Origin of the sequence: Thermotoga sp. SG1 (assembly GCF_002865985.1) — a bacterium.
GTDB lineage: Bacteria > Thermotogota > Thermotogae > Thermotogales > Thermotogaceae > Thermotoga.
The window spans coordinates 43,162-69,658 of the sequence record NZ_LNDD01000001.1; the positions used below are offsets into that span (position 1 = coordinate 43,162).

Sequence of the window (26,497 nt, forward strand, 5' to 3'; positions counted from 1 at the left end):
TATAATGTTTTATGGTTGATTGTGAAAATTTTCTCTTTATATGGGAGGTGAAAATATGAAATACGATGTGGTTGTTATCGGTGGAGGACCTGCAGGACTCGTGGCAGCGTTCACCACCAGAAGGTTCTACAAAGACAAAAAGGTTCTCGTTGTGAAGAAAACAGAAAAAGAAATGGTCCCGTGCGGGATTCCCTACATATTCCACACACTCGGTGGTGTTGAGAATGACTACATGGGTATTGAAGAGCGCTTCAGAAGCGCAGGTGTGGACCTTCTGATAGACGAAGTTGTTGATGGAAACGTTGACGAAAAGAAAATCTTCACAAAGAGTGGAAAAGAGATCTCTTATGAAAAACTGATCATCGCAACCGGTTCTGTACCGAATGTTCCAAACATTCCTGGTGTCGATCTGGAAGGTGTGTTTACTGTGCCAAAGGATGAAAATTACCTTAAACTATTGCACGAAAAGATAAGGAACTCAAAGAACGTGATCATCATCGGTGGCGGATTCATAGGAGTCGAAGTGGCAGACGAGTTGAAGAAATCCGGAAAGAACGTCACACTGGTTGAGATCATGGACAGTTTGCTTCCTGTGTCCTTTGATCCCGACTTCGGTGAGATCGCAAGAAAAGAAATCGAAGCGGAAAACCTGAAGGTTCTGACAGGAAGAAAAGTAACGGAAATCTACGGATCAGGAAAAGTAGAGGGTGTCAGGCTCGATAGCGGAGAAACGATACCGGCCGATTTTGTCATACTTGCAACGGGATACCGGCCCAATTCCGATCTTGCGAAGAAACTGGACCTGAAAGTGACAGAGTACGGCTTCATAGAAACAGACGAATACATGAGAACATCCAAACCGGATGTGTTCGCCGCAGGAGATTGTGTGCAGCACAGAGATTTTCTTACTGGAAAACCCTCCAGACTCATGCTTGCTTCTGCCGCCGTGTTCGATGCAAGGATCGCCGCATCAAACCTCTACGGACTGAAAGTCATAAGAACAAACAAAGGCTCACTGAACGCCTACTCAACGGTCATCGGAAACAAGGCGTTCGGCTCCGTTGGTATAACTGAAAGGGTCGCAAAGGAAGAAGGCTTTGAAATCGTTGTTGGAAAAGCAGAAGCACCAGATAGACACCCCGGAAAGTTCGAAGACACCACCAAACTTATCGTGAAACTGATCTTTTCAGAAGACAGCAAGATATTGCTCGGTGCACAGGTGTGTGGAGGAAAAAGCGTTGGAGAGATCGTGAACATCCTCAGCCTTGGAATGCAGAAAGGAGTCACAGCGAACGATCTGTTCACCATGCAGATAGGAACTCATCCACTTCTGACCTCTGCCCCAACGGTTTATCCTCTCGCAAAGGCGTCCGAAATGGTCCTGTGATAAATCTTTTATTGGGAGGTGTTTTAAATGGCAGCGAAGGAAAAACTCAGCAGATCAGAAAACAACTCCAGGAAGTTATAGGCAAAGCCCCTGAGATTGGAAAGTTCGCAGAGTACGTCCATGTAGCAGAGAGTCCAAAGGCACTCGATACGAAGACAAAGGAACTCATCTCTCTTGGCATTGCCCTAGCAGTCAGATGTGAACCCTGCATCGTATGGCATACAGAAGCAGCCGTGAGGGTCGGTACAACAGAAGAGGAAATCCTCGACACGATAAAGGTGGCAGTTTGTATGGGTGGAGGTCCTGCCCTGATGTACGGCCTGAAGGCTTACGAAGTGGCTCTGGAATTTCTCGAAAAATAACCTCACCCCTCCCACACGAGAGGGGTTTTCTCAGGAGGGAAAAGCATGTACGATGCCGTAATTATCGGTGGTGGTCCTGGAGGATACGTCTGTGCCATAAAACTCGCCCAGTTTGGAAAGAAAGTGGCACTCGTGGAAAAAGAGGCTCTTGGTGGAACGTGCACCAACAAAGGGTGTATCCCAACGAAAGCGATGCTCACGGTATCTCACCTGATGAGTGAAATAAAGGATAAGGCTTCAAAGTACGGATTGAAGATCTCCGGTGTGGAGTTTGATGTCCCCTCCATAATGAAGCACGTGGAAAAGAGCGTTCTGATGTCAAGAAAGGGAATAGAGTATCTTATGAAGAAAAACAACGTGGACGTGTTCATGGGAACAGGAGTAATTGAAAACAGAAACACCGTCGTTGTTGAAGAAACAGGGACAAAACTGGAGACCAAGAACCTTGTTCTTGCACACGGTTCTGTTCCCAGTGTTTTTCCTCCCTTCGATGTGGAAGACGTCTGGACAAGCGATGATGTTTTCAATCTGAAAGAATTTCCCAAGTCTCTTCTGATAGTGGGCGGTGGTGTCATAGGTGTGGAGTTTGCAACGTTCTTCAGCAGTTTTGGAGTGAACGTCATCGTAGTGGAGGTTGCCGATCACATTCTTCCCTACGAAGACGTAGACGTGGCAGAAGAAGTCAAAAAATCTCTAAAACGAAATGGCGTGAAAATCCTCGAAAAAGCAAAGATAACTTCACTGAAGAAAATAGAGAGTGGTTTTGAAGCAACCCTGGAAACGGGAGAGACGCTGGAGGCAGAAAAGGTTCTGCTTGCTGTGGGAAGAAAGCCAAACATTCCAGAGGACGTGAAGGCCCTCGGAGTGGAAATAAAAAGAGGTGTTGTGACCGACAGGAAAATGAGAACGAACATCGAGGGGGTCTACGCGATAGGGGACATCCGCGGAGAGATCATGCTGGCACACGTTGCCATGTACGAAGGAATAGTTGCTGCAAAAAACATAGCAGAGATGGAAGAAGAGATGGATTACTCGGCAGTTCCGAACATAATATTCTCCTCACCGGAAGTGGCCTCAGTTGGTTTGAAGGAAAAAGATGTGAATCCGGAAGAAGTTGTGATCTCCAAGTTTCCCGTGTCTGCCAACGGTAGAGCAAGAACGATGCTGGAAAACATCGGGTTCGTCAAAGTCGTTGCCGACAAAAACGGTGTTGTCCTTGGAATGAGCATCGTTTCTCCATCGGCAACGGATATGATCATGGAAGGGGTCATAGCGGTGAAATACAAAATGAAGGCAGAAGACCTCGAAAAGGCCATTCATCCCCATCCAACACTCACCGAAACGATCCTTGGAGCCCTGGAGGGAGTCTCAGGAAAGCCCATTCATCTGTGAATAAAAACACTCTTTATTCAACGGACACTCTCCGCATTTTGGTTTTTTGCTACAGAATCTTTTGGCGTGTTCCACTATGAGACCGTGCAGTTCCTGATAGAGGAAAACATCGGGCGGATAGTAAGACATGAAGAGTTTCTGTATTTCGTCGTAGTCTTTCAACTCGATGTTGAAAATACGCAACAGAAGCCTTTTAGTGTAACTGTCGACAACGAAGATGGGTTTCTCAAGGGCATAGAGCAGTATGGCATCGGCTGTTTCTTTGCCGATGCCTTTTATTTTTAAAAGCAACTCTCGAAGATTCTCTAGAGGCATTTCTCTCAGAAGTTCCAAGTTGAAGTTGTATTCTTTCAAAAACTCAAGCAGGGTCTTCAATCTCTCAGCCTTTATGTTGAAAAATCCCGCAGGTTTTATGAGATGTGCTATCCTTTCAGTGGAGAGGGAGGACAGTTTTCTTAGAATATCGTTCTTTCCGAGAGTTTTTTCTATGTTCTTCATTGCGCGCTCGACGTTTTTCCAGTTTGTGTTCTGGGTGAGAATGGCGGTCACCATGATTTCTTCGGGTGTTCCCGGCCACCATTTACCGACCGAACCGTGGATCGATCTCAGTTTCTCATAGAGTTTTTCCAGTTTCATACTTAAAATTATAACGGGGGTGATTCTATGAGCATCGTATACAAACGAAGGAGCATCAGAAAATACCAGAAAAAGGACGTACCAGACGAACTGGTAAAAGAAGTCATAAGGGCGGCCATGCACGCACCTTCTGCCTGCAACCAGCAGCCCTGGCACTTTGTTGTGATCAAAGATGCCGAGACCAGGAAGAAAGTGGCGGAGATACATCCTCATGCAAAGATGATACTGGAGGCACCGGTTGCCATTCTGGTTTGCGGAGATCCCTCTCTTGAAAAGTGCAAGGGGTTCTGGGTTCAGGACTGTTCTGCTGCGGTGGAAAATCTCCTTTTGAGAGCGGCAGAACTCGGCCTTGGTGCTGTGTGGTGCGGTGTGTATCCGAGAGAAGACAGGGTGAAAAGTTTCCAGAAACTTCTTGGAATACCGGATCATGTGATCCCCTTTGCACTCGTTCCTATGGGATATCCTGCAGAGCAACCCATCTTAGAGGACAGGTTCAAGCCCGAGAGGATCCACTACGAAAAATGGTAACAAACATTAACAAAAAGAGCCACCATCTTAGAATCTCCATCAACAATTTATTGAGATGTAACTCATAATACCACAACATATTGTGGTATAATCTCCTCAGAACCCGCCGAAAGGGGGATCTTCCTTGTACATAAACAGAATCGGTACTCTCCGGGATCATCCAGATCTCTACGGGGTGTCTGTTTACTTTCAAGGTTGTGATGCAAAGCCCAAGTGTCACATGTGCCACAATCCGGAAACGTGGTACCTCTCTGAGAGATTCAAAAGAGATCCAGAAGATGTGGTGAAAACCATCGACGAGAAACTCTCAGATCTTCTGAGGTACTTTCCAAAGGTTGCACTCGTTCTTCTGGGTGGTGAGCCCCTTGCGCCTTACAACAGGGAGGATGCTCTTTTTCTTTCGAAGACCTTCAAAGAAAAGTTCAAGAACAGACTGGTCGTTGTTCTTTTCACCTGGAGACTTCCAAAAGACATCGTGAAAGAGAACCTTCTAAAATACGTTCAGTACGTGGATGAATTTGTCATGGGAAGATACCTTCACACCTATCGCAGAGAAGGCTTTCCTGCTTCCCAAAATCAACTTCACGTAAACAGAGAAACCTTTGAGAAGATGATCAGTGCTGTGAAGAGGAGGGAACATCATGGTAGTTCGTTATTCGTTCGAAAGTGATTTCGAAGAGTTGTTGAAGGAACTCCTTTCCAGATACGGCTACGAGATGTTCCAGATGGATGGCCTGGGTGATCAACTGGATGTGGTGAAATTCACAGAAAACTTCGTAAAGCAAGGAATCATCGAATCCACCATCGACGCTAATGCAAACGTCAGGGTTACCAACATCAGCACTTATTTCATCGAGATCTCAAAACCTCACACCTACCTGTACTCACTCTACAGAATCTGGCAGAAGATGAAGGAGATGTACGGCAAAAGCGTAGCAGACGAGTTCGTAGAGTCACAGATAAACGGTGCCATATACCTTCACGACAGGCACCATGCAGCACTCATGCCTTATTGTTTTGCCTACACCTTGAAGCCGATCGTGGAGAGGGGGCTTCCCTTCATAAAGACGATAAAGTCCGAGCCAGCAAAACATCTTTCCACGTTTATTCAGCATGTGATACAGTTTGTCATGTTCGCCTCGAATCAGAGTTCAGGAGCGGTTGGCCTTCCTGACTTTTTCGTGTGGATGTGGTATTTCGTCAAGAAAGACCTTGAAGAGGAAATCATTCCAAAGGACAAACTGGACTGGTACATCGAGCAGCACTTCCAGATACTCACCTACTCTCTGAACCAGCCGATCAGAACAACACAGTCTCCATACACGAACTTCACCTACCTTGACAGAAACTACATAAAGGCCATCTTCGAAGGTGAAAGATACCCAGATGGCTCTCTGATCACGGATCATGTGGAGGACATAATAAAACTTCAAAAGCACTATTGGGAGTGGGTGTCAAAGGAAAGAGAACGTCAGATGTTCACCTTCCCGGTTCTGACTGCAAGCCTTCTCTACAAAGATGGAAAGTTCCTCGATGAAGACAGTGCCCGTTTCATAAACAGAGTGAACATGAAATGGCAAGACACGAACTGGTACATCTCCGACTCAATCGACGCGGTGGCCTCTTGCTGCAGACTCACCTCTTCCACACAGACGCTGAAGAAATTTTCTCTCTCCAGTGAAAATGAGAAACTCAAGGGAAGAATGAACTCCATCGGTGGCTCAGACCTGAACATAGGATCTTTCAAAGTCATCACTATCAACCTTCCAAGGATCGCTCTCGAAAGCAAAGGAGACAAAGACAGGTTCCTTCAGATACTGAAACGAAGAGTTGATCTTGTCAAGAAGTCACTTGCTTCGATCAGGGAGATCATAAAAGAGAGAATATCAGAAGGTCTTCTTCCTCTCTACGAGAACGAACTCATGCTTTTGAGCAGGCAGTACGGAACGATCGGTATCACCGGTGTGTGGGAGAGCGCCACTATCATGGGTTTGACAACAGAAGACGTCGACGGCCTCAAATACACGAAAGAAGGAGAAAGATTCGTGAACACCGTCCTCGATCTGATAAGAGAAGAGGCAGAAAAAGGGTACAGCGAATACGGCTTCACCTTCAACATAGAACAGGTTCCGGCAGAGAAAGCCGCGGTGACACTTGCACAGAAAGATAGATTTCTCTTTGGTGAAAAACAACCGTTTGAGATTTACTCCAACCAATGGGTACCGCTTGCCGCAAACACCGATGTTTTGAACAGAATACGCTACTCTGGCATGTGGGACAGAAAGGTCAGCGGCGGAGCGATCCTTCATATCAACCTTGGAGAACCTTTCAAAACGGAAGAGGAATCCTTCAACATGGTGAAGATGATCGCCGACATGGGTGTGATGTACTTTGCGTTCAACACGAAGATCAGCGTCTGCGAACACAACCATGCGTTCTACGGAGAAAGATGTCCCGTCTGTGGAAAAAAGAAGGTAGATGAGTACGTGAGGATCGTTGGGTATCTTGTTCCTGTCTCGGCCTTCAACAAAGAAAGAAGAGAGATAGAATATCCCAGAAGACAATTCTACAGTTCAACGATCGTGAGAAAGTGAAGTGCGCCCCGCCATCGGCGGGGTATTTTTGTGGTACAATAATTATTGAGAATTAGTTTCAACTTTCTGGAGGTGAGTACCATGAGAGTGAAACCTTTCGAACTTCTGACGGACGAAGGAAAGCCTTTCACCCATGTCGATCTTTATGGAAAGTACACGATCCTATTTTTCTTCCCAAAGGCAGGAACGAGTGGTTGCACAAGAGAGGCCGTTGAATTTTCCAGGGAAAACTTCGAAAAAGCCCAGGTTGTGGGCATTTCAAGGGATAGTGTTGAGTCTCTGAAAAGGTTCAGAGAGAGAAACAACCTGAAGATCGTTCTTCTTTCAGACCCAGAAGGAGAACTCCACGAATTCTTCAACGTTCTAGAAAACGGAAAAACAGTGAGATCCACGTTCATTCTGGACAGATGGGGGTTTGTGAGAAGAGAGTGGAGAAAGGTGAAGGTCGAAGGACACGTTCAGGAAGTGAAAGAGACACTTGATCAAATGCTAAAAGAAGACCTTTCACTCAACAGACACATAGAATGGAGAAGGGCAAGAAGGGCTTTAAAGAAAGACAGGATACCAAGGGACGAGATAGAAACACTCATAAGGGCTGCACACCTTGCTCCATCCTGTATGAACAACCAACCCTGGAGATTTGTCGTGGTGGACAACGAAGATGTTCTCAGAAGATTACACGAAGCTCTGCCGGGTGGAAACTACTGGATGAAAAACGCCCCCGTTCTGATAGCAGTCCACAGCAAAAGAGATTTCGACTGTGTTCTCTCGGACAACAGGGAGTATTTCCTATTCGACACAGGCCTTGCTGTTGGTAACCTTCTTGTTCAGGCAACACAGATGGGACTTGTGGCACATCCCGTCGCAGGCTACGATCCTGTGAAGGTAAAAGAGATTCTTGGGATACCAGAAGACCATGTCCTTATAACTCTGATCGCTGTGGGGTATCTGGGAGACGAAAACGAACTTTCAGAGAAACACAGGGAAATTGAACACTCAGAAAGGGTGAGAAAAGATCTTTCCGAGATTGTAAGATGGAATCTCTAATCCTCCTTTCTCAGGATGAGAGAAGAAGTGTAGAAAACAAAGACAAGACCCGCACCAAACATGATGGAGACGGTGAAAAGATACCTAGTGAACGGAAAGATCTCAAAGCCAAGTGAGTATCTGATGACCTCCACACCGTACTTCACCGGAAGAAAGAGAGCAACTGTTCTCAGATAAGCGGGAAGGAACGAGATCGGAAAGTAAACTCCTGAAAGGAACATCATTATGGTGAACAGGATAATGGAAACCTGTGTTGTAACCTCTGATTTTTTGAACAGAATAGAAATCAGAGCACCGAATGCTATAAAACACAGAACAGAACTCATGACTGACAGCAAAAATAAAGGGACGTTCAACTCGTATCTGGCTTTGAAGAGAAGCACTCCAAGGATCATTATGATAGTTGTGCTCAAGATGCCGTACGCCATCCTTGCCGATACAAGACCAAAGACAAAAGAAAAGTTTCCAACGGGTGTTGCCCTGAGTCTTTTCAGAAATCCTCTCTCCCGATAGTGAGAAAACACATCCACCGTGCCAAAAAGCCCGATGGAGAGCAAAGAGATGGCTATAACACCCGTGAGAGTGTAATCGAAGGCCGCGAGTTGCCTTGTGGTTTCCAAAGGTTTCTTTTTCACCACGATCACAGGATTCAGCCCGTTGAGGAGCCGTTCTACCTTGTTTTTGAGTGACATCTCCCAGGAATCAAGAAGAGATTGGTAGTATTCGTCCGTGGTGTTTCTTATGAAGACGATTCTGTCTCTCTCCACCACGGCCACTTCATGATAGTAACCTTCCACTTCCTCCAGAGAAAGGTACACGTCCCCAAAGTCTGAAAGATCGTATTCGACAGCCACAACGGCCGTCTTCACCGACTCTCCAGATCCACCGAAGATGAAGCCAAATATCAAAAGAAACATCACAGGAAAAGCAACGCTGAAAAAAGTGGCGATTCTGTCCCTCCACGATTCTTTCCACATCGCCGAAAAGAGCGAGAGAAATTCACTCAACTACCATCACCCGCCTCCAGTTCAACGAAAAGAGGACAAGAGACACGACAATCCAGAGGATAGGAACCAGAAAGTGATTTGTGTAAGCCATTTTGTAACCAAGACACCCTCTCAAATAGTCCACAAGGTAGGTCGCTGGATTTCCAACAACGATCGCCTTCAGCGGCCAGGAGATGTTTGAAACATCGAAGTAGAACCCTCCCATGAACATGAACACCTGATTGAAGACCTGGGAAGCAGCGTTCAGTGCAGAAAAACTTTTAAAAAGAGAAACCATGAGCAAAGAAACACTCAGAAACGTCAAAAAGGAAATCACTGTTCCGATCAGAAAGGAAGAACCAGAAACTGAAACTCCGTACAGTATCTTCGCAAAGACGATTATAAGGGAAGAAGATATCACCATCGCAAAAAAGCCGCAGGTTATGGTCGAAATGAGATAGTGATAGCTTTTCAGATGAGAGGCGAAGAACCTTTTCATAACACCCTGTTCCCTATGAAGGGCGATCTGGTATGGAACGGTGAAAAGACCTACGGACATCACACCCACAAGCAGTATGGCAGGAAACACGTAGTGTGAATAGTTGAAATCTTGCTTTTCTTTCCTTCTGTACTCCACCTTCACCTCGCTTGCTTTTCTGATGTAGAGATCGAGTGACTCCAAGATGTTCGCCACAACGTTTGCAAGGATCACAGATTCCCTTCTTTCTGGAGCGTAGAGAACCTCCACTTCAACCGGCACGGAAAGTTTCGTTCTGGAAAGAAGAAGCGCTCTTGTAAAAATAAAGTCAAAACTCTCAGGCAAAACGATGCACACATCTACTTTTCCATACTTCAGATCCTGCTCTACATCCTTCACTTCGACGACTTCTATGCCGGAGGGAAGGCTTCTGAGGACACTCTCCAGCGTTTCACTTTTTCCCACAACACCGATTTTCAGGTTCATGTTCGAACCCATGTTCCCGAAAATCGACACAAGGATCAGATAGAGAAGCAGCGGAAACAGAAAGTTCCAGAAGATAGCGCCTTTGTCTCTGAAGTAGTCGTTCTTGAGAATGGAAACAATCAGAGCCTTCATTCTCTCAAATCCCTGCCTGTGAGTTTCAGAAAGACGTCTTCGAGGTTGGGTTTTCTTATCACTATGTTCGAGACATTCCATCTTCTCAAAAGTTCTTTTATGAGGTCTTCGGGAGTGTCTGTCTCAACAACGTAATGACCGTCTTTTTTCTCCAGATATTTCACATCCACGTTCTGATCACTGTCGAATTCAACTACGGTTTTCAACCCGGAAGAGTTTATGAGGGAAGACGGCGATCCTTCTGCTATGATCTTTCCGTGGTCCATTATGCAAACGTGATCGGAGAGTTTTTCTGCTTCTTCCATGTAGTGAGTTGTGAGAAAGATCGTTTTTCCCTGATTTTTGAAGTGTTCTATGACGCTCCAGATCTGTCTTCTTGCCTGTGGATCAAGCCCTGTTGTTGGCTCATCTAGGAACACGATCTCAGGATCGTTGATGAAGGCAACGGCAACAGCCAGTCTCTGAAGTTGACCTCCAGAGAGTGTCTTAACTCTTCTTCTTTCGATCTTTTCCATTTGAAATAGATCCACCACCTCTGACAGTTTCAGCCCTTTTCCGTAAAGGCCACGGAAGAGTTTCAGCGTTTCCAGAACGGTAAGGTTGTCGAAAAAAGCACTTTTCTGAAGACACACACCGATTTTTCTTTTGGTTTCACTGTCTAGAGACTCTTTCTTTTCCCCGAAATAGTAGATCTCCCCCTCATCTTTCTTTCTGAGACCCTCAAGGATTTCCACAGTTGTGGTCTTTCCAGCACCGTTGGGGCCAAGAAGGGAAAAAACAGTCCCGCGTTCCACTGTGAAACTTATTCCATCTACCGCTTTCACATCACCATAGTACTTCTTGAGGTTTACAACCTTCAGAATTTCCAAACGTATCCCTCCTTTGAACATAATGCTATCATAACTACTGTGATACATCAAAAGAGGAGGTGCCTGACTGTGCTATTTCTGGCTTTTCTTGGAGGAATCCTCGCTGGGTTTTTGAACGTGATGGCAGGTGGTGGTTCCATGATAACACTTCCTATCCTCACAGCACTCGGCCTGGGAATAGACGTGGCAAACGGCACGAACAGAATAGCAATCATTCTCCAAAACCTCGTTGCCATCGAAAGATTCAGATCGAAAAATGTCCTGAAAGCAAAAGAGGCACTTCTGGTTTCCATACCAACCATCGCAGGAGCACTGATCGGAAGTTCCATAGCGGCTCAGATAGAAAAGGAAGTCCTTCAGAGAATTGTGGGTGTTATCTTTCTTGTCATGGCGTTTTCGCTGGTGTGGAAACCAAAAATCTGGGTGGAAGACAGGGAGGTTAAAAGAAACTGGATTCTCATATACATCGTCTTCTTTTTGATAGGAATATACGGTGGATTCATACAGGCGGGAGTGGGTTTTCTTCTCATGCCGGCGATTGCGCTACTTCTTGGATATGAACTGGTCAAAACGAACGCTGTGAAGGTGTTCATCGTGGCCTCTTACAACTTGGTGTCGCTGGTAATATTCTTTTTGAACGGGAAGGTGAACGTTCCATACGGTCTGGTCCTTGCCCTTGGAAACATGACGGGAGCCTGGATTGCAGCCAGTTTTTCTGTTAAAAAGGGAGCAAAGTGGGTGAGATGGATCGTCTTTGCAGCAGTGATCGTCGTTGGAATAAGATACGTTTTTTAATTAACTTTCAACCAGAAAGAAATAGAAAAGTGAGATGATAACGGATGGAATAATGCATAAGGTTAGGGAGGTGCATCAATTGCTCAAGAAAGAACCAGGGATAATCGTTGGAGTGAGCAACAGACACGTCCATCTTTCCAGAGAGGACCTAGAAACACTCTTTGGAAAAGGTTACGAGCTAACACCGGTGAAAGAACTCAGACAGCCCGGTCAGTACGCTGCGAAGGAAACCGTCACCATAGTTGGTCCAAAAGGTGCTATTGAGAACGTTCGTGTGCTTGGTCCCGTTAGAAAAGAAACTCAGGTGGAGATCTCCAGAACGGATGCCTTCAGGCTCGGTGTGAGACCTCCCGTTAGAGACTCTGGGGATCTTGAAGGAACCCCGGGAATCGTCATCATAGGCCCAAACGGAATCCTGGTGAAGGAAAAAGGAGTCATCATAGCAAAAAGACACATACACATGCACCCAAAGGACGCAGAACACTACGGTGTGAAAGACAAGGACATAGTAAAGGTGATCGTTGAAAACGGAGACAGAAGGTTGATATTCGACGATGTTCTCATAAGGGTGAGAGAAGATTTTGCTCTGGAATTCCATGTGGACACGGACGAGGCAAACGCCGCCATGCTCAACACAGGAGATTTTGTCTACATTGTGGAGTTCTAGAAAGTGAAAAGGGGAGCGCACGCTCCCCTTACTCCTGAACCTCCACCTCGATCACTTTCTTTTTCCTCTCTTCTTTCTTCGGTATTCTGACTGTGAGGACTCCGTTCTTGTACTCTGCCTTGATTTTTTCCACGTCTACGTAATCTGGAAGCCTTATGGCCCTTTCGAACTTACCTGCGCTTCTTTCGACGAAGTAGTAGTTCCTGCCTTTTTGTTCTCTTTCGATCTTCTTCTCTCCAGAGATCTTCAAAATGTTTTCCTCAACTGTTATTTTGATGTCTTTTCTGTCAAGACCTGGCACTTCCACTTCCACCACTACTTCGTCGTCTGTTTCGTACACATCCATGTCCGGTGCAAAGACCTCCCTGGATGGTCTGATCTCAGTTTTGAAGAAGTCCTCGAAGAGTCTATCTATCTCCCTCTGGAGTTCCCTGAACGGCCTGAAGATGTCTTCCCTTCTTCCAAGGAGCATCGTGTCACCCCCCTTCACTGGTTTGTTGCCTCTCCTCCTGTTGCAGACTTGTAGAGGTATTCTCCTATCTTCATGCTTTCTTTCTGGAGATCATCGAAGAGCATCTTCACCCTTGGTATGTCGTTTCTGTTGATGGCGTCTCTGAGTTCTCTGATCATATCTTCAAGCCTGGACTTGAGATCTACCGGTATTTTGTCTCCATGTTCTCTGAGGGTCTTTTCCACACTGTACGCGAGGTCGTCTGCTCTGTTTTTGAGTTCGATCTCCTCTTTGAGTCGCCTGTCCTGTTCTTCGTATCTTTTCGCGTCCTCTATCATTCTCTTTATGTCTTCTTCAGAAAGTTTGTGTCTTCCCGTTACCACCATGGATTGCTCTTTTCCAGAACCGAGGTCTTTTGCTGAAACATGGACTATTCCATCGCTGTCTATGTCGAACGTGACTTCTATCTGAGGAACACCTCTTGGTGCCGGTGGTATACCAACAAGCTTGAAGCTTCCAAGGAAGATGTTTTCTCTTGCGATCGGCCTTTCACCCTGATAGACTCTGATCTCAACCTCGGTCTGTCCGTCTTCAACAGTGGTGAAGATCTTGCTCTTTCTCACAGGGATCTTTGTGTTTCTCGGTATGATCGGTTCAAACAGACCTCCTTTAACCTCTATTCCAAGCGTGAGCGGTGTGACATCCACGAGGACGATATCTCTTCCCTTGGCACCCTCTGTTCCTGCAAGGATGGCTGCCTGAATTGCTGCACCGATGGCAACCGCTTCATCCGGATTGACACTCTTGTTCGGCTCTTTTCCGAAGAACTCTTTTATAAACCTCTGGACCATCGGAACCCTGGTCATTCCACCAACGAGTATGATCTCGTCTATGTCCTTTGGTGAGAGTTTTGCGTCGTTGAGTGCCTGTTCTATCGGACCCCTTGTCATCTCGACGAGGTCCTTCGTCAGCGACTCAAAGAGACTTCTGGTGATCCTCATTTCGAGGTGAAGTGGCTGTCCACTTGGAGAAACCGCTATGAACGGAAGACTCACGTCTGTCTCCATCTTCGTCGAGAGTTCTATCTTGGCTTTCTCTGCAGCGTCCCTCAATCTCTGCAGGGCCTGCCTGTCCTCTCTGAGATCTATTCCATGCTGTTTCTTGAATTCCTCAGCCATCCAGTCTATGAGCCTTTGATCGAAATCATCTCCTCCGAGGTGGTTGTTACCCGCGGTTGCGATAACTTCAATGACACCATCTCCGATTTCCAGGATTGATACATCGAACGTACCACCACCGAGGTCGTAGACTAGAACTTTTTGCTCCTTTCCCGATTTGTCCAGACCGTACGCGAGAGCGGCTGCGGTGGGTTCGTTGATGATCCTCAACACTTCAAGCCCGGCTATGATTCCTGCCTCTTTTGTGGCCTGCCTCTGAGCATCGTTGAAGTAGGCAGGACAGGTGATGACAGCCTTCTTTATTTCGCCACCGAGGTACGCTTCAGCATCGTTCTTGAGTTTCTTCAGGATAAGTGCGCTGATCTCCTGCGGTGTGTACTCTTTGTCATCTATTTTGACCTTGTAGTCGGTACCCATTTTTCTCTTTATAGACTTTATTGTTCTTTCGGGATTGAGAATCATCTGTCTTTTTGCGGGTTCTCCCACAAGAATTTCTCCACTCTTTGTGAAGGCAACGATGGATGGTGTTATCCTGCTTCCCTCTGCGTTTGGTATCACTTCAACTGTACCATCTGGTTTCATCCAGGCAATCACGGAGTTCGTCGTTCCAAGGTCTATACCAACAACGAATTCTTTCTTTTCCGCCATCGTTCCACCTCCTCGATTTCTTTCTCCGTGTGAAATTATAGAAAGCCTTGAACGATGTGTCAAGATTCCGGTTGATAATTCGTTCGTTTTTGAATTGTGTTTTTTATCTATTAATGAGATGTCATAATTTATTTGTAATTATATCGTATAGCAAACGAAACTTATGAATGATAATGAGTTTTCCTTCAAGGAATGATATATAATTGAACCGGCCGGGGAGGGATCCAGATGAAACTAGCAGAGATATCATCGAAAAGACCAGTAACAATATTGATGCTGTTGACCGCTATAGTGTTCCTCGGATTCATATCTTTCCAGCACCTCAAATTAGATCTTCTTCCACAGATCGAATATCCCTATGCGGTTGTTCTGACTACTTACATGGGTGCAGGTGCGGAAGAGGTAGAAGAACTCGTGACTTTTCCTCTTGAAGAGTACATCTCGTCCACACCGGGTGTTAGAAGGTTTACCTCTATGTCCATGGATTCTGTTTCCTTCATCCTTGTAGAGTTTGAGTGGAATGTGAAAACAACCGATGCTGTGGGAAGGTTGTCCAGGTATGTGGAACTTGCTTCTCGAGAACTCCCGGAAGAAGCCAAGCCAGTCGTTGTGGAATTCGATCCGTCTCTGCTTCCGGTGTATGCTTTCTCAACTGAAGAAGATTACGAAGAGGTTGTCTCAAAGATCAGAAGACTTCCGGATGTTGCCAGCGTTGAAGTGATGGGCGAACCGAAGAAAATCGTCGAAATCGTTCTGAATCACGAGAAGATAAAGAAGTTCGACGCTGATCCTTCACTGATAGAAACCATTCTCTCAGGAAATCTGGTTTATCCGTTTGGATACGTGAAGGATTCTGAGGGAAACATCTATCCTGTTTCTGTCGATGGGCGTTTCGAGAACCTCGAGGATCTGAAAAACACCATCGTGGGTTTCAGAGGAGTGAAATACCAGTCCCTGCTTCGAGGTGAAATACCAAAACTTTTGATTCCAGTTCGCCTGAAAAACATAGCAGAGGTGAAGATAGCAGAAGAGAGCGCTCAGGGAGAAGTCAGGGTCAACGGGAAAAAGGCATCTCTCATCGCCATCTACAAAAGAAGCGGTGCGAACACCGTCAAGACCGTTCGTGAGATAAAGAAAATACTGAGTGATTCCAAAATAGGTTACATAGAGGCCATGAACCAGGCTTACTACACGGAAAGAGCCATCGACAACCTTCTCAAGAATCTGTTCTATGGATTCATAGCAGCATTCGCTGTGGTCCTGATCTTCCTGAAGGATTTCATCTCCACACTCGTCACGTCCTTTTCTATACCGCTTTCTCTCACCGTCACCTTCGTCTTTCTGTACGCGTTCGGGTTAAACCTTGACACACTGACCCTCGGTGGTCTCATCATGGCACTGGGAATGCTGGTGGACAACTCCATCGTTGTCTTTGAGAATATATACCGCCATCGTTCTCTGGGAAGGTCCATTCCAGATGCCGCAAGAGAAGGAACGGGAGAAGTCTGGCTGGCAATTCTTGCTTCCACACTCACCACCGTTTCTGTGTTTTTACCCATAGTGTTCTTCACCGGCTTTGTGGTGAGGCTGTTCAAATACTTTGCTCTCGCTTTTGTTCTTGCCCTTTCTTCTTCTCTTTTCGTTTCAACCGTCATCGTTCCAGCCGGTACAAGATGGATAAGACCAAGGAAAGGAAAACTCACCGAAAAGCTTCAGGAGTCCTATCGAAAAGCTTTGGAATGGTGTATGAATAGAGAGGGCCTGGTTCTTGCAGTGGCTTTCACCCTCGTTATCGTGTCGGCTGTGTTTCTACTTTCAAAACCCATGGGATTTCTTCCTTCCTTCCAGACAAACCTTCTGGTTATAGACGTGAAACTGCCACCTCAAGCTTCCTACGAAAGAACATCCGAAGTGGTTCAGAAAATAGAAGAATATCTTAACGAACATAGATCCACCTACAACATTTCTTCTTTCTACTCAGAAGTGGGAATAACCAGTGAGTACTCACAAATAATGGGGCGAGGACAGAACGAAGCAAGAATAATGGTGAACCTCGGAGGAAGCAGAAAAGAGTTTGCAAAAAACAGAGAAAGGTTGAAAGAAGCCATCACATCTCTGAAGATCCCCGGTACAAAGATAGAGGTTCTGGAACAGTCACAGCAGTTGTACGAGGTTCTGGGCTATCCGATAACGGTTGAGGTAAGAGGAGAAGACCTCTCTCTCATTCAGGAAAAAGCCGAGGAGATATTCGAACGCTTGAAGAACCTTCCCGAGGTTAAAAAAATCCAGATCCGGAACTCTTATGAAAAGAGCGTTTTACACGTGAGGATAGACAGGAACAAATCCCTCATGAACGGTGTGGTGGCAGGCCAGGTTTTCCTGGACCTGCAAACCTACATGCTTGGGAAAAACATTGGAACTTTGAAAACGAGTCAAGGAACATTGCCGATCGTTCTTAAAAAAGCAGAGTCGTTATCCTTGGAGGATCTTCCCAGAACACCCCTTGAGGGATTGAAGGGAGAAGTTCCGCTCGGAGCCATTGCGACCGTCACTCAAAAGGATGTTCCTTCGATGATTGACCATTCTGATGGCGAGCGTGTTATTTACGTGGATCTAGTGAGTATAGATGGTGCGATAGGTGATGTTTCAAGGAAGGTAGAAGAAGTTCTGAGTGAAATAAACCTCTCAGGCGTTAAAGTGGATATTTCAGGACAGAAAGAATTCATGGATGAAGCCTTTTCAGAGCTCAAATCTGTGGTCTATATGGCAGTAGCCCTTGTCTACATGATCCTTGCAGCTCAGTTCGAATCCTTTGTGCTGCCTTTTGTCATATTTTTCACCGTTCCTTTCGCGATCGTTGGAGTTGCTTTTGCCGTACTCGTGAACGGATATTCTCTCGACGTTCCTGTTCTTGTAGGGCTTTTGACCCTCTCTGGAACGGTTGTGAACAACGCCATCGTGATGTTAACGAGAATAGAACAGATAAGAAGGGAAAAAGACCTGTTGGAATCCGTTTTTGAGGGTGCTCAGAGCAGATTGAGACCCATTCTTATGACCACCTTCACCACCATCGTGGCCTTGCTTCCCACCGCGTTGAGTCAGGGAGAGGGTGCAGAGATAGAATCACCCATTTCGTGGGTTGTGGTCTTTGGTTTGTTAATATCCATGCTGTTCACACTCTTTGTAATACCCGTGATCTACACCCTTGTGAGAAAGAAAATCAGAGTATAGACGAGAGTTTTTCCACGATTTTCTCACAACTTTCCGGATCTCGTACGGCAACGAATATGGTGTCGTCTCCTGCCAGCGTTCCAACGATTTCGTCTATGTCGAGTCTGTCTATGACACGGGCGATTCCACTGGCGGTTCCCGGTATCGTTTTTATGACTATGAGGTTCCCAGCCCTGTCTATGCTTTCAACAAAGGACTTGAAGTTTCTCTTCAACTCTTTCCAGGGATCGATCACCGGTGTTTCATCCAAGAGTCTGTAAACGTAATTACCGCTTTCATCCATTATCTTCACCGCTCCGATTTCTTTCAGATCCCGAGCGATGGTGGGTTGAACGGCCTTTATACCGTATTTTTTCAGTTCCTCGACGATTTGAAACTGGTTGCTTATTCTTTTTTCGTGTATGATCTTCTTTATGAGTTCCTGTCTTCTTTTTTTCGACACCTTCAAGTCGAACACCTCCATCTTTCAGATTGAAAACACATACAATTATACAGCATAAATATAACACAGTTGGAAGAAAAATTCATTTGTTTTTGTTTTGGTAATTAAAGAGTAACATTTACTTTTATCAATCGATACTAATGAGTGCTAATATATCTTAGGGGTGAAAAGAATGATCAAGAGGGTCAAAACGGGTATACCGGGGATGGATGAGATCCTTCATGGGGGAATTCCAGAAAGAAATATAGTTCTCATTTCCGGAGGGCCAGGTACCGGCAAGACGATCTTTTCACAGCAGTTCATATGGAACGGACTTCAGATGGGAGAGCCTGGAATATACGTGGCTCTCGAAGAACATCCGGTGCAGGTGAAAAAGAACATGGAAGTCTTCGGCTGGAAGGTTGATGATTTTGAAAAGGAAGGAAAGTTCGCCATAGTGGATGCGTTCACAGGAGGGATAGGTGAGTACGCAGAGAAAGAAAAGTACGTGTTGAAAGACATAGACGATGTCAGGGAACTCGCTGAAGTTTTGAAAAGAGCGATAAGAGAAACCCAGGCCAAAAGGGTGGTGATCGATTCTGTCACGACCCTTTACATAACAAAGCCGGCGATGGCAAGGAGCATCATATTCCAGCTCAAAAGAATCCTTTCAGGACTTGGCTGCACCTCACTCTTTGTGAGTCAGGTGTCAGTAACGGAGAAGGGCTTTGGTGGACCCGGTGTCGAACATGGTGTGGATGGAATCATCAGGCTCGATCTGGACGAAATAGACGGTGAACTCAAAAGAAGCCTGATAGTCTGGAAGATGAGAGGAACGTCACATTCCATGAGAAGGCACCCGTTCGAAATAACCGACAGAGGTATCGTCATACATCCCTCGGAGGGGGGTGAAGAGAAATGAAGCTCAACTTCAACCCGTTGACGAAAGAGGAAATTCATCAGCTCGAAACGGCTCTGCTTGTCGGAACTCTTTTCAGAAAGGAAGTGCTTGAGGAGATCAGGAACTCCTCTGAAAGGCTCACCTGGGTGGATAGCCTGGCGGTTGCGGCAGGAGCACTTGCAAGGGCAAAAGCAGGAATGACTGTTTCTGAAATCGCAGAAGAGCTCGGAAGAACCGAAACAACGATCAGAGAGCACGTGAAAGGAGAAACCAAAGCTGGAAAGTTGGTGAACGAAACCTACGAACTTCTGAAAGAAGGAAAACTGAGCGCGGAAGGATTGATAGGTGAAGGTATTTCGGCAACGACCACAAGCGACGAAAAACTCCAGGAGATCAAAAAAGAACTCGAAGAGGTGAAACAAAAATTGGAAAACGTCATTCAGAAACTTTAAGGCGGGGATTCATTCCCCGTCTTTTGTAAACAACAGAACAACTACTCCTCCAGAGAGAATGGCAATTCCCAGAACCAGAAACATGAGTGAATACGACTTTTCTGCGAGAACACCTGCCAGGAAAGGACCCAGTGTGGCTCCAAAAAACCTTGCAGAACTCAAAAGTCCGAGTGCTCTTCCCCTCTGAAGATAATGGAATCTTCTGCCAAGAAAGTTACTTGAGCCGTTCATAAACGCACCAAAGCTTGCCCCTAGGAAGGCATAAGCCAGTATCGGTGCCCAGGTTTTCGGTACCATCATGAGAAAAGGAGTCAGAGAGGACATGAAAATTCCAAGAGCGCTTATGAATTTCGGTTCTACCTTCTCGACTAGCTTTCCGAAGAAAAAGTGAGAGGGTATCTGTATGAGCGGGTTGACGGCGGTGATAAAACCGATGGTTGAAGCGCTATAATGAAACGTGTCGTTCAGATAAACAGCAATCAAAGACATGGATCCAGAAGTCCCCATCTGCCTCAAAAGACTTCCCAGATACAGTGCCCATGTTCCGTGTTTCAAGATCTGTTTTCTAAAGTGTGTTTTCTCCTTTTTTTTCTGAACACCTTCCTCTTTTATCCTGAGGGCAGGAATCACCGCCGTCGCTACAACTATCGAAAAGAAAACGAAAGCAAGCTTCAAATCCATGAACACCAACAGAAAACCAATGAAGAGTCTGCTGAGAAACATTCCAAGTGAATTCGAAGAGTTGTAAAGTGAAAACCCAAGTGACATTTTCTTTGCAGTACTGCTGAGTGCCATCGCGGCAGGAGGATACATTCCGTTGAAAAAGGCTATGATCATGGAAACGATCAGAATGGCAAAGGGAACATCTATGACCGCGTACAGAGGATAAAAGGCAGATGCCAGAACAAGGCTTGATATGATGAACACTTTTCTTTTTCCAGTTCTGTCCGAAATTCTTCCCCAGAATACGTTTGAAAAGGTGTTCACCGCTCCCCTGAGGCTGGAAAGAAGGCCTATCAAAAAGAGGGTTGCTCCTATTTCTTTCATGCGAAGTTGAATCAAGAGATTGAAGCTCATCGTACCCATCGATCGAAGGACATTGGTGAGAAAAAGCATTCGCACGACCTCCAGCAATTTAGTTCGGTATGTGAATTATTTTACCACAACAAAGACAAACATCAAACATCAGAAGAGCAGAATCTAAAAAACCTTGTATATGTAAAATCACCTGCTGCCCGTCTGTCTGGGAACAAGTGACTTTATCCAATCAACAAAAGCGGGGTAATTCCTCGTCTGGATGTACACCCTTCCTGGTCCAGTGAAGGTGCACACGAGTCCCTCTCCACCCAAAAGCGTGGATTTCAACCCTCCAAACGTTCTGACATCCCACCTCAATGTACCGTCGAAGGCAACAACATGTCCTGTGTCAACCGTGATCTCTTCTCCCGGTTGAAGGGTCACCGACCTGATTCCACCGAAAGAAGAAACCGCTACATCTCCTTCACCAAGCAGTTTCAAAAGGAATATTCCCTCTCCTGCGAAAAAGCTCTTGAAACCACCGAAAGAGACATCTATCTCCACAGAAAGATCACAAGCTAGGTAGGAGGTTGATTGAACGTACAGAATTCCGCTCATAGGAATCACGTCGATGTCTCCGGGAAGTTGTGGAGCAAAACCGATCTCACCCTCCCCACGGGAAACGTATGTGTTCATGAAAAAGTTCTCCCCTCCGAAGATAGCCCTTTTGAGTGCCTTCCACACACCCCCTACCGCTGAAGTTTGAACCTCGATTGGTCCTTTCACGTAAACCATCGCACCGGGCTCTGCCACAACGCTTTCTCCACCCGATAAGAACACCCTCAGGAGAGCGTAACTACCCTTCAGGGCTATTTCGTACCTCATCGTCTTTCCTCCTTTTCTGATAGTACTCACAGTGCTCCTTCAAAAAACAAACTTCACACTTGGGATTCACGGGCCTGCACACATTTCTTCCAAACTCCACCATAGAGCCATTGATGGGGCCCCAGAGTTTCTCTGGAAGGAGTTTTTTCAGTGCTTCTTCTGTTTCCTCTGGTGTCTTCGTTTTCACCCAGCCGAGCCTGTTGCTGATCCTGTGAACGTGGGTGTCGACCGCAAGGGCAGGTTTCCCGTATCCCACCCAGAGCACTATGTTCGCTGTTTTTCTCCCAACACCGGGTAGTTTCAACAGCTCCTCCAGGGTGTCAGGAACTTTTCCACCGTACTTTTCCACTATGATCTTCGATATCTTCACAATTCTCTCTGCCTTCTGTCTGTACATTCCTGACTCTTTTATCAAATCGTAGAGATCCTCGGGTTTTGACTTTGCCAGATCTTCAGGGGTTCTGTACACCTCGAAGAGTTTTTCTGCTGCTTTTTCAGTGTTCTCATCGCGTGTTCGCTGGCTCAAAACAGTTGAAATAAGGACCTTAAAGGGATCCGTTTCCTTGTGATCCCTTGGAAAACGCTTTATGATTTCTTTTGCGATTTTTTCTATCAAACTTTCACCTCACAGATCTTCCAGTAAAGCCCTGTAGGCTCTGTATGTTTCGAAAAGATCCGCTTTCGAAGAGAGCTCAAACGGAGAATGCATACCAAGAAGAGCAGGTCCCATATCGATCACGTCTGCTCCTCTTTCGGCAAAGAACTTGGCTATCGTTCCTCCACCACCCTGATCAACCTTTCCAAGCGTTGCCACCTGCCAGATGACACCTCTTTCGTTGAGAACCTGTCTCACACGAGCCACGAATTCTGCGTGGGCGTCGTTCGTTGAGTACTTTCCCCTTGCACCTGTGTACTTGACAAGGGCCACACCGCATCCCAGTCTTGGTGCGTTGTGAAGATCGTGAACATCCTTGTAAGGTGGGTTCACGGCGGCACAAACGTCGCCAGAGATCACGGCAGATCTTTCCAGTACTTCATCGAGGGCAAACTCTGAATCCCTGGCACCCTGAATCTTCAAAATCTGCCTGAGAACTCTCAAATAAAATCTTGCCTTTGCACCGGTGTTTCCGTCGCTTCCTATCTCTTCCTTATCGAGAAAGACCACACCGATCGATTTCTTTGGGTTTGCCTCCAGAAACGCTCGAAGTGCTGTGTAGGCACATATCCTGTCATCCTGGCCGTAAGCTCCTATGAGACTTCTGTCTATTCCCACTTCCCTCGGTGGAAAGGCAGGAACCACCTCTATCTCACCGCTCACGAAATCTTCCTCCGAGATGCCGTACATTTCGTTCAGGATTTTAAGGACGTTCATCTTCACCGCTTCTTTCTCCTCTCCACTGAGAGGAATGGTACCAGCGATGAGCATCAGGTTTTCGCCTTTGAACTTTTCAGAGATCTTTGCGTCCTCCTTGTCGAGGTGCGGAAGAAGGTCCGGAATTGTGAAAACTGGATCTTCCGGTTTGTCTCCTACATGAATCTCTATCTCCTCTCCATTCCCTCTGAAGAGAACACCGTGTATCTCAAGAGGTATGTTGAACCAGTGATATTTCTTTATACCGCCGTAATAATGTGTTTTGAAGAGTGCTATCTGCTCATCTTCCACCAAAGGACTTGGCTTGAAATCCAGCCTAGGAGAGTCTATGTGTGCGACAACAAGGTTCAAGCCTTTTTTTAGATCATCAACTACCCTGAAGGCTGCGATCGCCTTTCCTCTGTTCACCGCATAGACTGCCATATCCATGGGATCTCCTGCGAAATCTTCAATGGGAACAAACCCTTCTTTTTCTAAAAATCCCCTGATTTCTCTAACGGCGAGCCTTTCTGTTTTTGCTCTGCCCATGAAATCCATGTATTCTTTCGAAAAGGATTCGACCTCTTCTTTGTTCCTATGATGCCAGACATTCTTCTTCTCCATCTTCATTCAAACCACCTCCGTGCTGTAAGGTTGTACACGCACCCCTTCGAACATCACTTCCTCATTCGACAGGTTGTGGAATACCTTCAAAGAACGTTCTTTGTCAGACAATCTGTACACAAGCAATTTTTCTTCTTTGCACAGAAATTCGATGTTTGCCCTATCCAGCCAGGAGTTTTCCCTTCTGAACCTTGCCCACCTCATTGTGTGTGAGAGGATCGAATTATGATCTTTCTTCTGGTATTCTGCGGAAACACCGGAAAATGGACCGTTGAAGGCTGGCCATTTCCAAAATGTCTGACCCTCGACACACATATTCTCACTCCAGGGAAATGGGTCCAGTACGACTTCTGTGTTCGGTTTCTGGTATATTCCTTTCATTCCCAATTCGTCTCCATAGAATATGAGAGGGACTCCAGGAAGTGTAAACAGGATAGAAAGCGAGAGTTTCACCTTTTCTTTACTCAGTCCCCCCTCGAAGCTTGCAAGTCTTGACATATCATGGTTCGATGTGAAGTTCACAGGCAGGTAATCTTTCTCAACCAGAGCCCTTTCGATCGACTCGATCAACACTTTGAAGTTTTCTTTCCACACTGCTTCCTTGATGCAGTGCGAGGTGTCGAAATTCAGCATGTAGCCGAATATCCTGCCGTGTTCGTCCACAACTCTGGCTTCTGCCCAGATCTCCGCAAGGAATATTCCCTCAATATCAGAGAGAAAATATCTCCAGAAACGAATGTTCTGTTCCAAAGTGTCTCTCATATGCTTTGCCGCGTCGAACCTGAAGCCATCCACTCCCATGTCAAGAAGGTGATGAGCTACTTTTTTCATCTCCTCAAAGACCTGTGGATTGTCGTAGTTCAGATCGGGCGAGAGAGGACCGAAGAGTCCTCTGTAGAACCTCCCGTCCTCCAGAGGATGCCAGATCCTTTCGTTGTCCCACTCTCTTCTTTCATCCAGATCCGTTTTTTCACTCGCCCATACGTAATAATCTCTGTAGCGTGAGTCTCCTTTCAGAGCCTTCTGAAACCACATGTGGAGGAAACTGGTGTGATGAATGGGAAAATCCAGAACGACTTTTATGCCGTTGTTGTGAAACGCCTCGATCATCTCTTTGAAGTCTTTTTTGCTTCCATACTCGGCTTTGAAGGAGTAAAAATCCACCACATCGTATCCGTGGAAGGAAATGGAGGAAAAGACAGGCATGAGCCAGACAAAATCAACACCCAATTCTTTCAGATAAGGAATCGCACCTTTCAGTCCCTCAAAATCTCCCACTCCATCGAGATTCCCATCCCTGAATGATCTCACGTAGATCTGGTAGCCTATCATCCCTCTATCCTCCTTGGTTCAACAAAGATGGTTTTGTAGTTCGTGTATATGACCATACCCGGTTTGAAACCCTTTGGCTTTCTCACGTACTTTATGAAAGTGTAATCAACCGGTACCTTTCCGGAGTTTTTTCCCTTCGAATAGCCTGCAGCAAGACTTGCAGCGTACTCTATCACCTCTTCAGGAATCTTTCTTCCGTTTGTTTTCACCACCACATGGGCACCTGGCATCTCGTGGGCGTGGAACCACAAGTCCTCTTTTGAAGAATTCCTCACGAGTTCGTCGTTTTGTCGATTGTTCCTACCCACCAGGATTTTAAAGCCCATGTAATTTGTTTCTCTGAAGTGAGACTTCCGTTTCTCTTTTTTCTCTTCTTTTTTCTCTTTCAAAAGTCCAACCTCTCTCATCTCTTCTTCTATCTCTTCAAGTGTTCCTGTGTCCTCTGCATCTTCAATCGTCTGCCACAACTGGTAGAGGTATTCTTTTTCTTTTTGGATCTCCTCGATCCTTTTTTTCAACTGCTCTCCTTTTCTCAGGAGTTTTTTGTAAGCGTTGTAAAGCTTTTGGGCCGTTCGAGTGGGGTCTTTTCCCACATCCACAACGATCTTTTCGTTCGTTTCCCAGTCTGTGAGTTCCACCTCACCGGATTTTCCCTTTATGTTCCAGAGGTTTTGAACGATGAGATCTCCGATCTTTTTATACTCCTCCGCTTTTTCTACTTCGGCAATTTCTTTCATAAGTTTCTCTTCCAGATCCTCAAGATCTTCTATTCTCTTCATGATCACCCGAGTAAGACGGTTTTTGGTGTTCTCGAACGTGGATTTTTCCTCTTTCCAGCGTACAAATTCGTTGATCCCTTCGGAGAGCCTTTCGAAGTAGCGTTCTTTGAGGTTCAGCATGGTGAGTCTGAAAGCAGATACCTCTACGGGATGACCCTTTTCGTAATAGACGAACACACCGGGAATCTCCAGTTCTTTCTTCACCTCTTCAAGAACTCCAAGAATTCTTTCATGTTTCACATCCTTCCATGGAACGTCCGGGTCGTACCCGGCACGATGGATCACTTCTTCCACAGATGTCGGTGAAAAACCTTCTAGAGTGGAAAGAAGAACGTTTCGAACGCTTTTTTCACTTTCACCGGGAAGTTCCTTGAGATCGAAAATGGAAATCTTCCCGGAAGGAAAGATCGAAAAGTCCTTTCCTGGAAGGATCTCCCTTCTTCTCGTCACTATCTTTTTGTGTGCATCGGCAATCCTTCCATCCTTTACAAGGATCATGTTAGAATGCATACCCATTATCTCGACGAAAAGCTCCTTCCGAACAACTCCCTCTATCTCATCGAACTTTTCAAACAAAAATCGGATCGATCTGTCCATACCGATCTGTTCCACTTTCAGAAGTTTTGCACCTTTCAACTCCTTTCTCAGAAGCATTGTGAAAGAAGAAGGCATCTTTTCGGATGCCTTTTCCTTTTCGGCCAGCGAGATGTGAGAAACGTCTGGTTTCAAACACACCCTCACGGTGGAACTTCGAAACAGAAAGTAGTAGTCAACCGATGTGGGTTGATAGATCTGCCTGAGATGTTTCCCTTCTATTTTCTTTATCTCTTGAGTCACTTTGTAAAGCAAAACGCCATCTAGCGGCACT

25 protein-coding genes are annotated in these 26,497 nt (G+C 45.9%); 12 read left to right on the forward strand and 13 right to left on the reverse strand.

Features of this window, described 5'->3' with window-relative positions; genetic code table 11:
• The first annotated feature begins 55 nt into the window (after positions 1–55).
• Genes AS006_RS00220 through lpdA form a run of 3 tightly spaced genes read left to right on the forward strand, consistent with a single transcriptional unit; the run spans position 56 to position 3,141 of the window.
• Positions 56–1,387: an FAD-dependent oxidoreductase gene (locus AS006_RS00220; RefSeq protein ID WP_101512384.1), complete on the forward strand. Its 1,332-nt coding sequence runs from the start codon at positions 56–58 to the stop codon at positions 1,385–1,387.
• Positions 1,384–1,749, forward strand: a complete 366-nt coding sequence (locus tag AS006_RS00225) for a carboxymuconolactone decarboxylase family protein (protein WP_233185562.1) — start codon at positions 1,384–1,386, stop codon at positions 1,747–1,749. Before AS006_RS00220 ends, AS006_RS00225 begins: the two co-directional genes overlap by 4 nt.
• 45 nt (positions 1,750–1,794) lie before the next feature.
• Entirely contained in the window at positions 1,795–3,141 is a 1,347-nt protein-coding gene (lpdA, locus tag AS006_RS00230; protein ID WP_101512385.1) for a dihydrolipoyl dehydrogenase, read from the forward strand.
• Here lpdA and AS006_RS00235 read toward each other — a convergent pair.
• The gene (locus tag AS006_RS00235) at positions 3,118–3,777 is read right to left on the reverse strand and encodes an endonuclease III domain-containing protein (RefSeq protein ID WP_101512386.1); all 660 of its coding nucleotides are present in this window, start codon (positions 3,775–3,777) and stop codon (positions 3,118–3,120) included. The genes lpdA and AS006_RS00235 overlap by 24 nt on opposite strands.
• A gap of 27 nt (positions 3,778–3,804) precedes the next feature.
• Between AS006_RS00235 and AS006_RS00240 the strand changes: the two genes are divergently transcribed.
• From AS006_RS00240 to AS006_RS00255, 4 genes are all read left to right on the forward strand, one after another.
• Positions 3,805–4,305, forward strand: a complete 501-nt coding sequence (locus AS006_RS00240) for a nitroreductase family protein (RefSeq protein ID WP_101512387.1) — start codon at positions 3,805–3,807, stop codon at positions 4,303–4,305.
• Positions 4,306–4,429: 124 nt separating this feature from the next.
• Complete coding sequence (gene nrdG, locus AS006_RS00245) at positions 4,430–4,975, forward strand: anaerobic ribonucleoside-triphosphate reductase activating protein (protein ID WP_101512388.1); 546 nt, start codon at positions 4,430–4,432, stop codon at positions 4,973–4,975.
• Positions 4,947–6,899 (forward strand): anaerobic ribonucleoside-triphosphate reductase, encoded by a 1,953-nt coding sequence (locus tag AS006_RS00250; protein WP_101512389.1) that lies wholly within the window; start codon positions 4,947–4,949, stop codon positions 6,897–6,899. The genes nrdG and AS006_RS00250 overlap by 29 nt, the downstream gene beginning before the upstream one ends.
• Positions 6,900–6,980: 81 nt before the next feature.
• Entirely contained in the window at positions 6,981–7,946 is a 966-nt protein-coding gene (locus tag AS006_RS00255) for a nitroreductase family protein (protein ID WP_101512390.1), read from the forward strand.
• Here AS006_RS00255 and AS006_RS00260 read toward each other — a convergent pair.
• Genes AS006_RS00260 through AS006_RS00270 form a run of 3 tightly spaced genes read right to left on the reverse strand, consistent with a single transcriptional unit; the run spans position 7,943 to position 10,918 of the window.
• Positions 7,943–8,953 carry an ABC transporter permease gene (locus AS006_RS00260; RefSeq protein ID WP_101512391.1) on the reverse strand — a complete coding sequence of 337 codons (1,011 nt, stop codon included), beginning with the start codon at positions 8,951–8,953 and terminating at the stop codon, positions 7,943–7,945. The genes AS006_RS00255 and AS006_RS00260 overlap by 4 nt on opposite strands.
• Positions 8,946–10,028, reverse strand: coding sequence for an ABC transporter permease (locus tag AS006_RS00265; RefSeq protein ID WP_101512392.1), 1,083 nt, complete (start codon positions 10,026–10,028; stop codon positions 8,946–8,948). The genes AS006_RS00260 and AS006_RS00265 overlap by 8 nt, the downstream gene beginning before the upstream one ends.
• Complete coding sequence (locus AS006_RS00270; protein WP_101512393.1) at positions 10,025–10,918, reverse strand: ABC transporter ATP-binding protein; 894 nt, start codon at positions 10,916–10,918, stop codon at positions 10,025–10,027. Before AS006_RS00270 ends, AS006_RS00265 begins: the two co-directional genes overlap by 4 nt.
• 48 nt (positions 10,919–10,966) lie before the next feature.
• On the opposite strand from AS006_RS00270, the gene AS006_RS00275 reads away from it, so the two are divergent.
• Positions 10,967–11,692 carry a sulfite exporter TauE/SafE family protein gene (locus AS006_RS00275; protein WP_101512394.1) on the forward strand — a complete coding sequence of 242 codons (726 nt, stop codon included), beginning with the start codon at positions 10,967–10,969 and terminating at the stop codon, positions 11,690–11,692.
• A 34-nt stretch (positions 11,693–11,726) separates the two neighbouring features.
• The gene (locus tag AS006_RS00280) at positions 11,727–12,359 is read left to right on the forward strand and encodes a phosphate propanoyltransferase (RefSeq protein WP_101512395.1); all 633 of its coding nucleotides are present in this window, start codon (positions 11,727–11,729) and stop codon (positions 12,357–12,359) included.
• A gap of 28 nt (positions 12,360–12,387) precedes the next feature.
• Here the strand turns inward: AS006_RS00280 and AS006_RS00285 are convergent, their stop codons facing one another.
• Together AS006_RS00285 and dnaK are read right to left on the reverse strand one after the other, a co-directional pair.
• A complete protein-coding gene (locus tag AS006_RS00285; RefSeq protein ID WP_101512396.1) occupies positions 12,388–12,831 on the reverse strand; it encodes an Hsp20/alpha crystallin family protein in 444 nt (147 codons plus the stop codon).
• 14 nt (positions 12,832–12,845) lie between these two features.
• Complete coding sequence (gene dnaK, locus AS006_RS00290; protein ID WP_101512397.1) at positions 12,846–14,636, reverse strand: molecular chaperone DnaK; 1,791 nt, start codon at positions 14,634–14,636, stop codon at positions 12,846–12,848.
• A 228-nt stretch (positions 14,637–14,864) separates the two neighbouring features.
• Here dnaK and AS006_RS00295 point away from each other — a divergent pair, with 228 nt between their 5' ends.
• Positions 14,865–17,867 carry an efflux RND transporter permease subunit gene (locus tag AS006_RS00295; protein ID WP_101512398.1) on the forward strand — a complete coding sequence of 1,001 codons (3,003 nt, stop codon included), beginning with the start codon at positions 14,865–14,867 and terminating at the stop codon, positions 17,865–17,867.
• Here AS006_RS00295 and argR read toward each other — a convergent pair.
• Complete coding sequence (gene argR / locus AS006_RS00300; RefSeq protein WP_038066495.1) at positions 17,857–18,315, reverse strand: arginine repressor; 459 nt, start codon at positions 18,313–18,315, stop codon at positions 17,857–17,859. The genes AS006_RS00295 and argR overlap by 11 nt on opposite strands.
• Positions 18,316–18,481: 166 nt before the next feature.
• Between argR and AS006_RS00305 the strand changes: the two genes are divergently transcribed.
• A complete protein-coding gene (locus AS006_RS00305; RefSeq protein ID WP_101512399.1) occupies positions 18,482–19,210 on the forward strand; it encodes a KaiC domain-containing protein in 729 nt (242 codons plus the stop codon).
• Positions 19,207–19,641, forward strand: a complete 435-nt coding sequence (locus AS006_RS00310; RefSeq protein WP_101512400.1) for a transcriptional regulator — start codon at positions 19,207–19,209, stop codon at positions 19,639–19,641. Before AS006_RS00305 ends, AS006_RS00310 begins: the two co-directional genes overlap by 4 nt.
• Positions 19,642–19,650: 9 nt before the next feature.
• Here AS006_RS00310 and AS006_RS00315 read toward each other — a convergent pair whose 3' ends face one another.
• The 6 genes from AS006_RS00315 to AS006_RS00340 all read right to left on the reverse strand — a co-directional run bounded on the left by AS006_RS00315 (position 19,651) and on the right by AS006_RS00340 (position 26,496).
• On the reverse strand, positions 19,651–20,757 hold the full coding sequence (locus AS006_RS00315; protein WP_101512401.1) for an MFS transporter: 1,107 nt from the start codon (positions 20,755–20,757) through the stop codon (positions 19,651–19,653).
• Positions 20,758–20,865: 108 nt separating this feature from the next.
• A complete protein-coding gene (locus tag AS006_RS00320) occupies positions 20,866–21,543 on the reverse strand; it encodes a TIGR00266 family protein (protein ID WP_101512402.1) in 678 nt (225 codons plus the stop codon).
• Positions 21,515–22,159 carry an endonuclease III gene (nth, locus tag AS006_RS00325; protein WP_101512403.1) on the reverse strand — a complete coding sequence of 215 codons (645 nt, stop codon included), beginning with the start codon at positions 22,157–22,159 and terminating at the stop codon, positions 21,515–21,517. The genes AS006_RS00320 and nth overlap by 29 nt, the downstream gene beginning before the upstream one ends.
• A gap of 9 nt (positions 22,160–22,168) precedes the next feature.
• The gene (locus tag AS006_RS00330) at positions 22,169–23,524 is read right to left on the reverse strand and encodes an aminopeptidase (RefSeq protein WP_101512404.1); all 1,356 of its coding nucleotides are present in this window, start codon (positions 23,522–23,524) and stop codon (positions 22,169–22,171) included.
• A complete protein-coding gene (mgt, locus tag AS006_RS00335; protein ID WP_101512405.1) occupies positions 23,525–24,850 on the reverse strand; it encodes a 4-alpha-glucanotransferase in 1,326 nt (441 codons plus the stop codon). It lies immediately after the preceding gene.
• Entirely contained in the window at positions 24,847–26,496 is a 1,650-nt protein-coding gene (locus AS006_RS00340) for an NFACT family protein (RefSeq protein ID WP_101512406.1), read from the reverse strand. Before AS006_RS00340 ends, mgt begins: the two co-directional genes overlap by 4 nt.
• Position 26,497 lies beyond the last annotated feature (1 nt).

Excerpts from the sequence above, each read along its gene's own strand:
- AS006_RS00285 (WP_101512396.1), bottom strand. The coding sequence starts at position 12,831 with ATGCTCCTTGGAAGAAGGGAAGACATCTTCAGGCCGTTCAGGGAACTC.
- AS006_RS00255 (WP_101512390.1), top strand. The coding sequence starts at position 6,981 with ATGAGAGTGAAACCTTTCGAACTTCTGACGGACGAAGGAAAGCCTTTC.
- AS006_RS00320 (WP_101512402.1), bottom strand. The coding sequence starts at position 21,543 with ATGAGGTACGAAATAGCCCTGAAGGGTAGTTACGCTCTCCTGAGGGTG.
- AS006_RS00305 (WP_101512399.1), top strand. The coding sequence starts at position 18,482 with ATGATCAAGAGGGTCAAAACGGGTATACCGGGGATGGATGAGATCCTT.
- mgt (WP_101512405.1), bottom strand. The coding sequence starts at position 24,850 with ATGATAGGCTACCAGATCTACGTGAGATCATTCAGGGATGGGAATCTC.
- dnaK (WP_101512397.1), bottom strand. The coding sequence starts at position 14,636 with ATGGCGGAAAAGAAAGAATTCGTTGTTGGTATAGACCTTGGAACGACG.
- AS006_RS00330 (WP_101512404.1), bottom strand. The coding sequence starts at position 23,524 with ATGAAGATGGAGAAGAAGAATGTCTGGCATCATAGGAACAAAGAAGAG.
- AS006_RS00220 (WP_101512384.1), top strand. The coding sequence starts at position 56 with ATGAAATACGATGTGGTTGTTATCGGTGGAGGACCTGCAGGACTCGTG.
- AS006_RS00315 (WP_101512401.1), bottom strand. The coding sequence starts at position 20,757 with ATGCTTTTTCTCACCAATGTCCTTCGATCGATGGGTACGATGAGCTTC.
- AS006_RS00250 (WP_101512389.1), top strand. The coding sequence starts at position 4,947 with ATGGTAGTTCGTTATTCGTTCGAAAGTGATTTCGAAGAGTTGTTGAAG.
- AS006_RS00240 (WP_101512387.1), top strand. The coding sequence starts at position 3,805 with ATGAGCATCGTATACAAACGAAGGAGCATCAGAAAATACCAGAAAAAG.
- AS006_RS00295 (WP_101512398.1), top strand. The coding sequence starts at position 14,865 with ATGAAACTAGCAGAGATATCATCGAAAAGACCAGTAACAATATTGATG.
- AS006_RS00265 (WP_101512392.1), bottom strand. The coding sequence starts at position 10,028 with ATGAAGGCTCTGATTGTTTCCATTCTCAAGAACGACTACTTCAGAGAC.
- AS006_RS00270 (WP_101512393.1), bottom strand. The coding sequence starts at position 10,918 with ATGTTCAAAGGAGGGATACGTTTGGAAATTCTGAAGGTTGTAAACCTC.
- lpdA (WP_101512385.1), top strand. The coding sequence starts at position 1,795 with ATGTACGATGCCGTAATTATCGGTGGTGGTCCTGGAGGATACGTCTGT.
- AS006_RS00235 (WP_101512386.1), bottom strand. The coding sequence starts at position 3,777 with ATGAAACTGGAAAAACTCTATGAGAAACTGAGATCGATCCACGGTTCG.
- AS006_RS00310 (WP_101512400.1), top strand. The coding sequence starts at position 19,207 with ATGAAGCTCAACTTCAACCCGTTGACGAAAGAGGAAATTCATCAGCTC.
- AS006_RS00280 (WP_101512395.1), top strand. The coding sequence starts at position 11,727 with ATGATAACGGATGGAATAATGCATAAGGTTAGGGAGGTGCATCAATTG.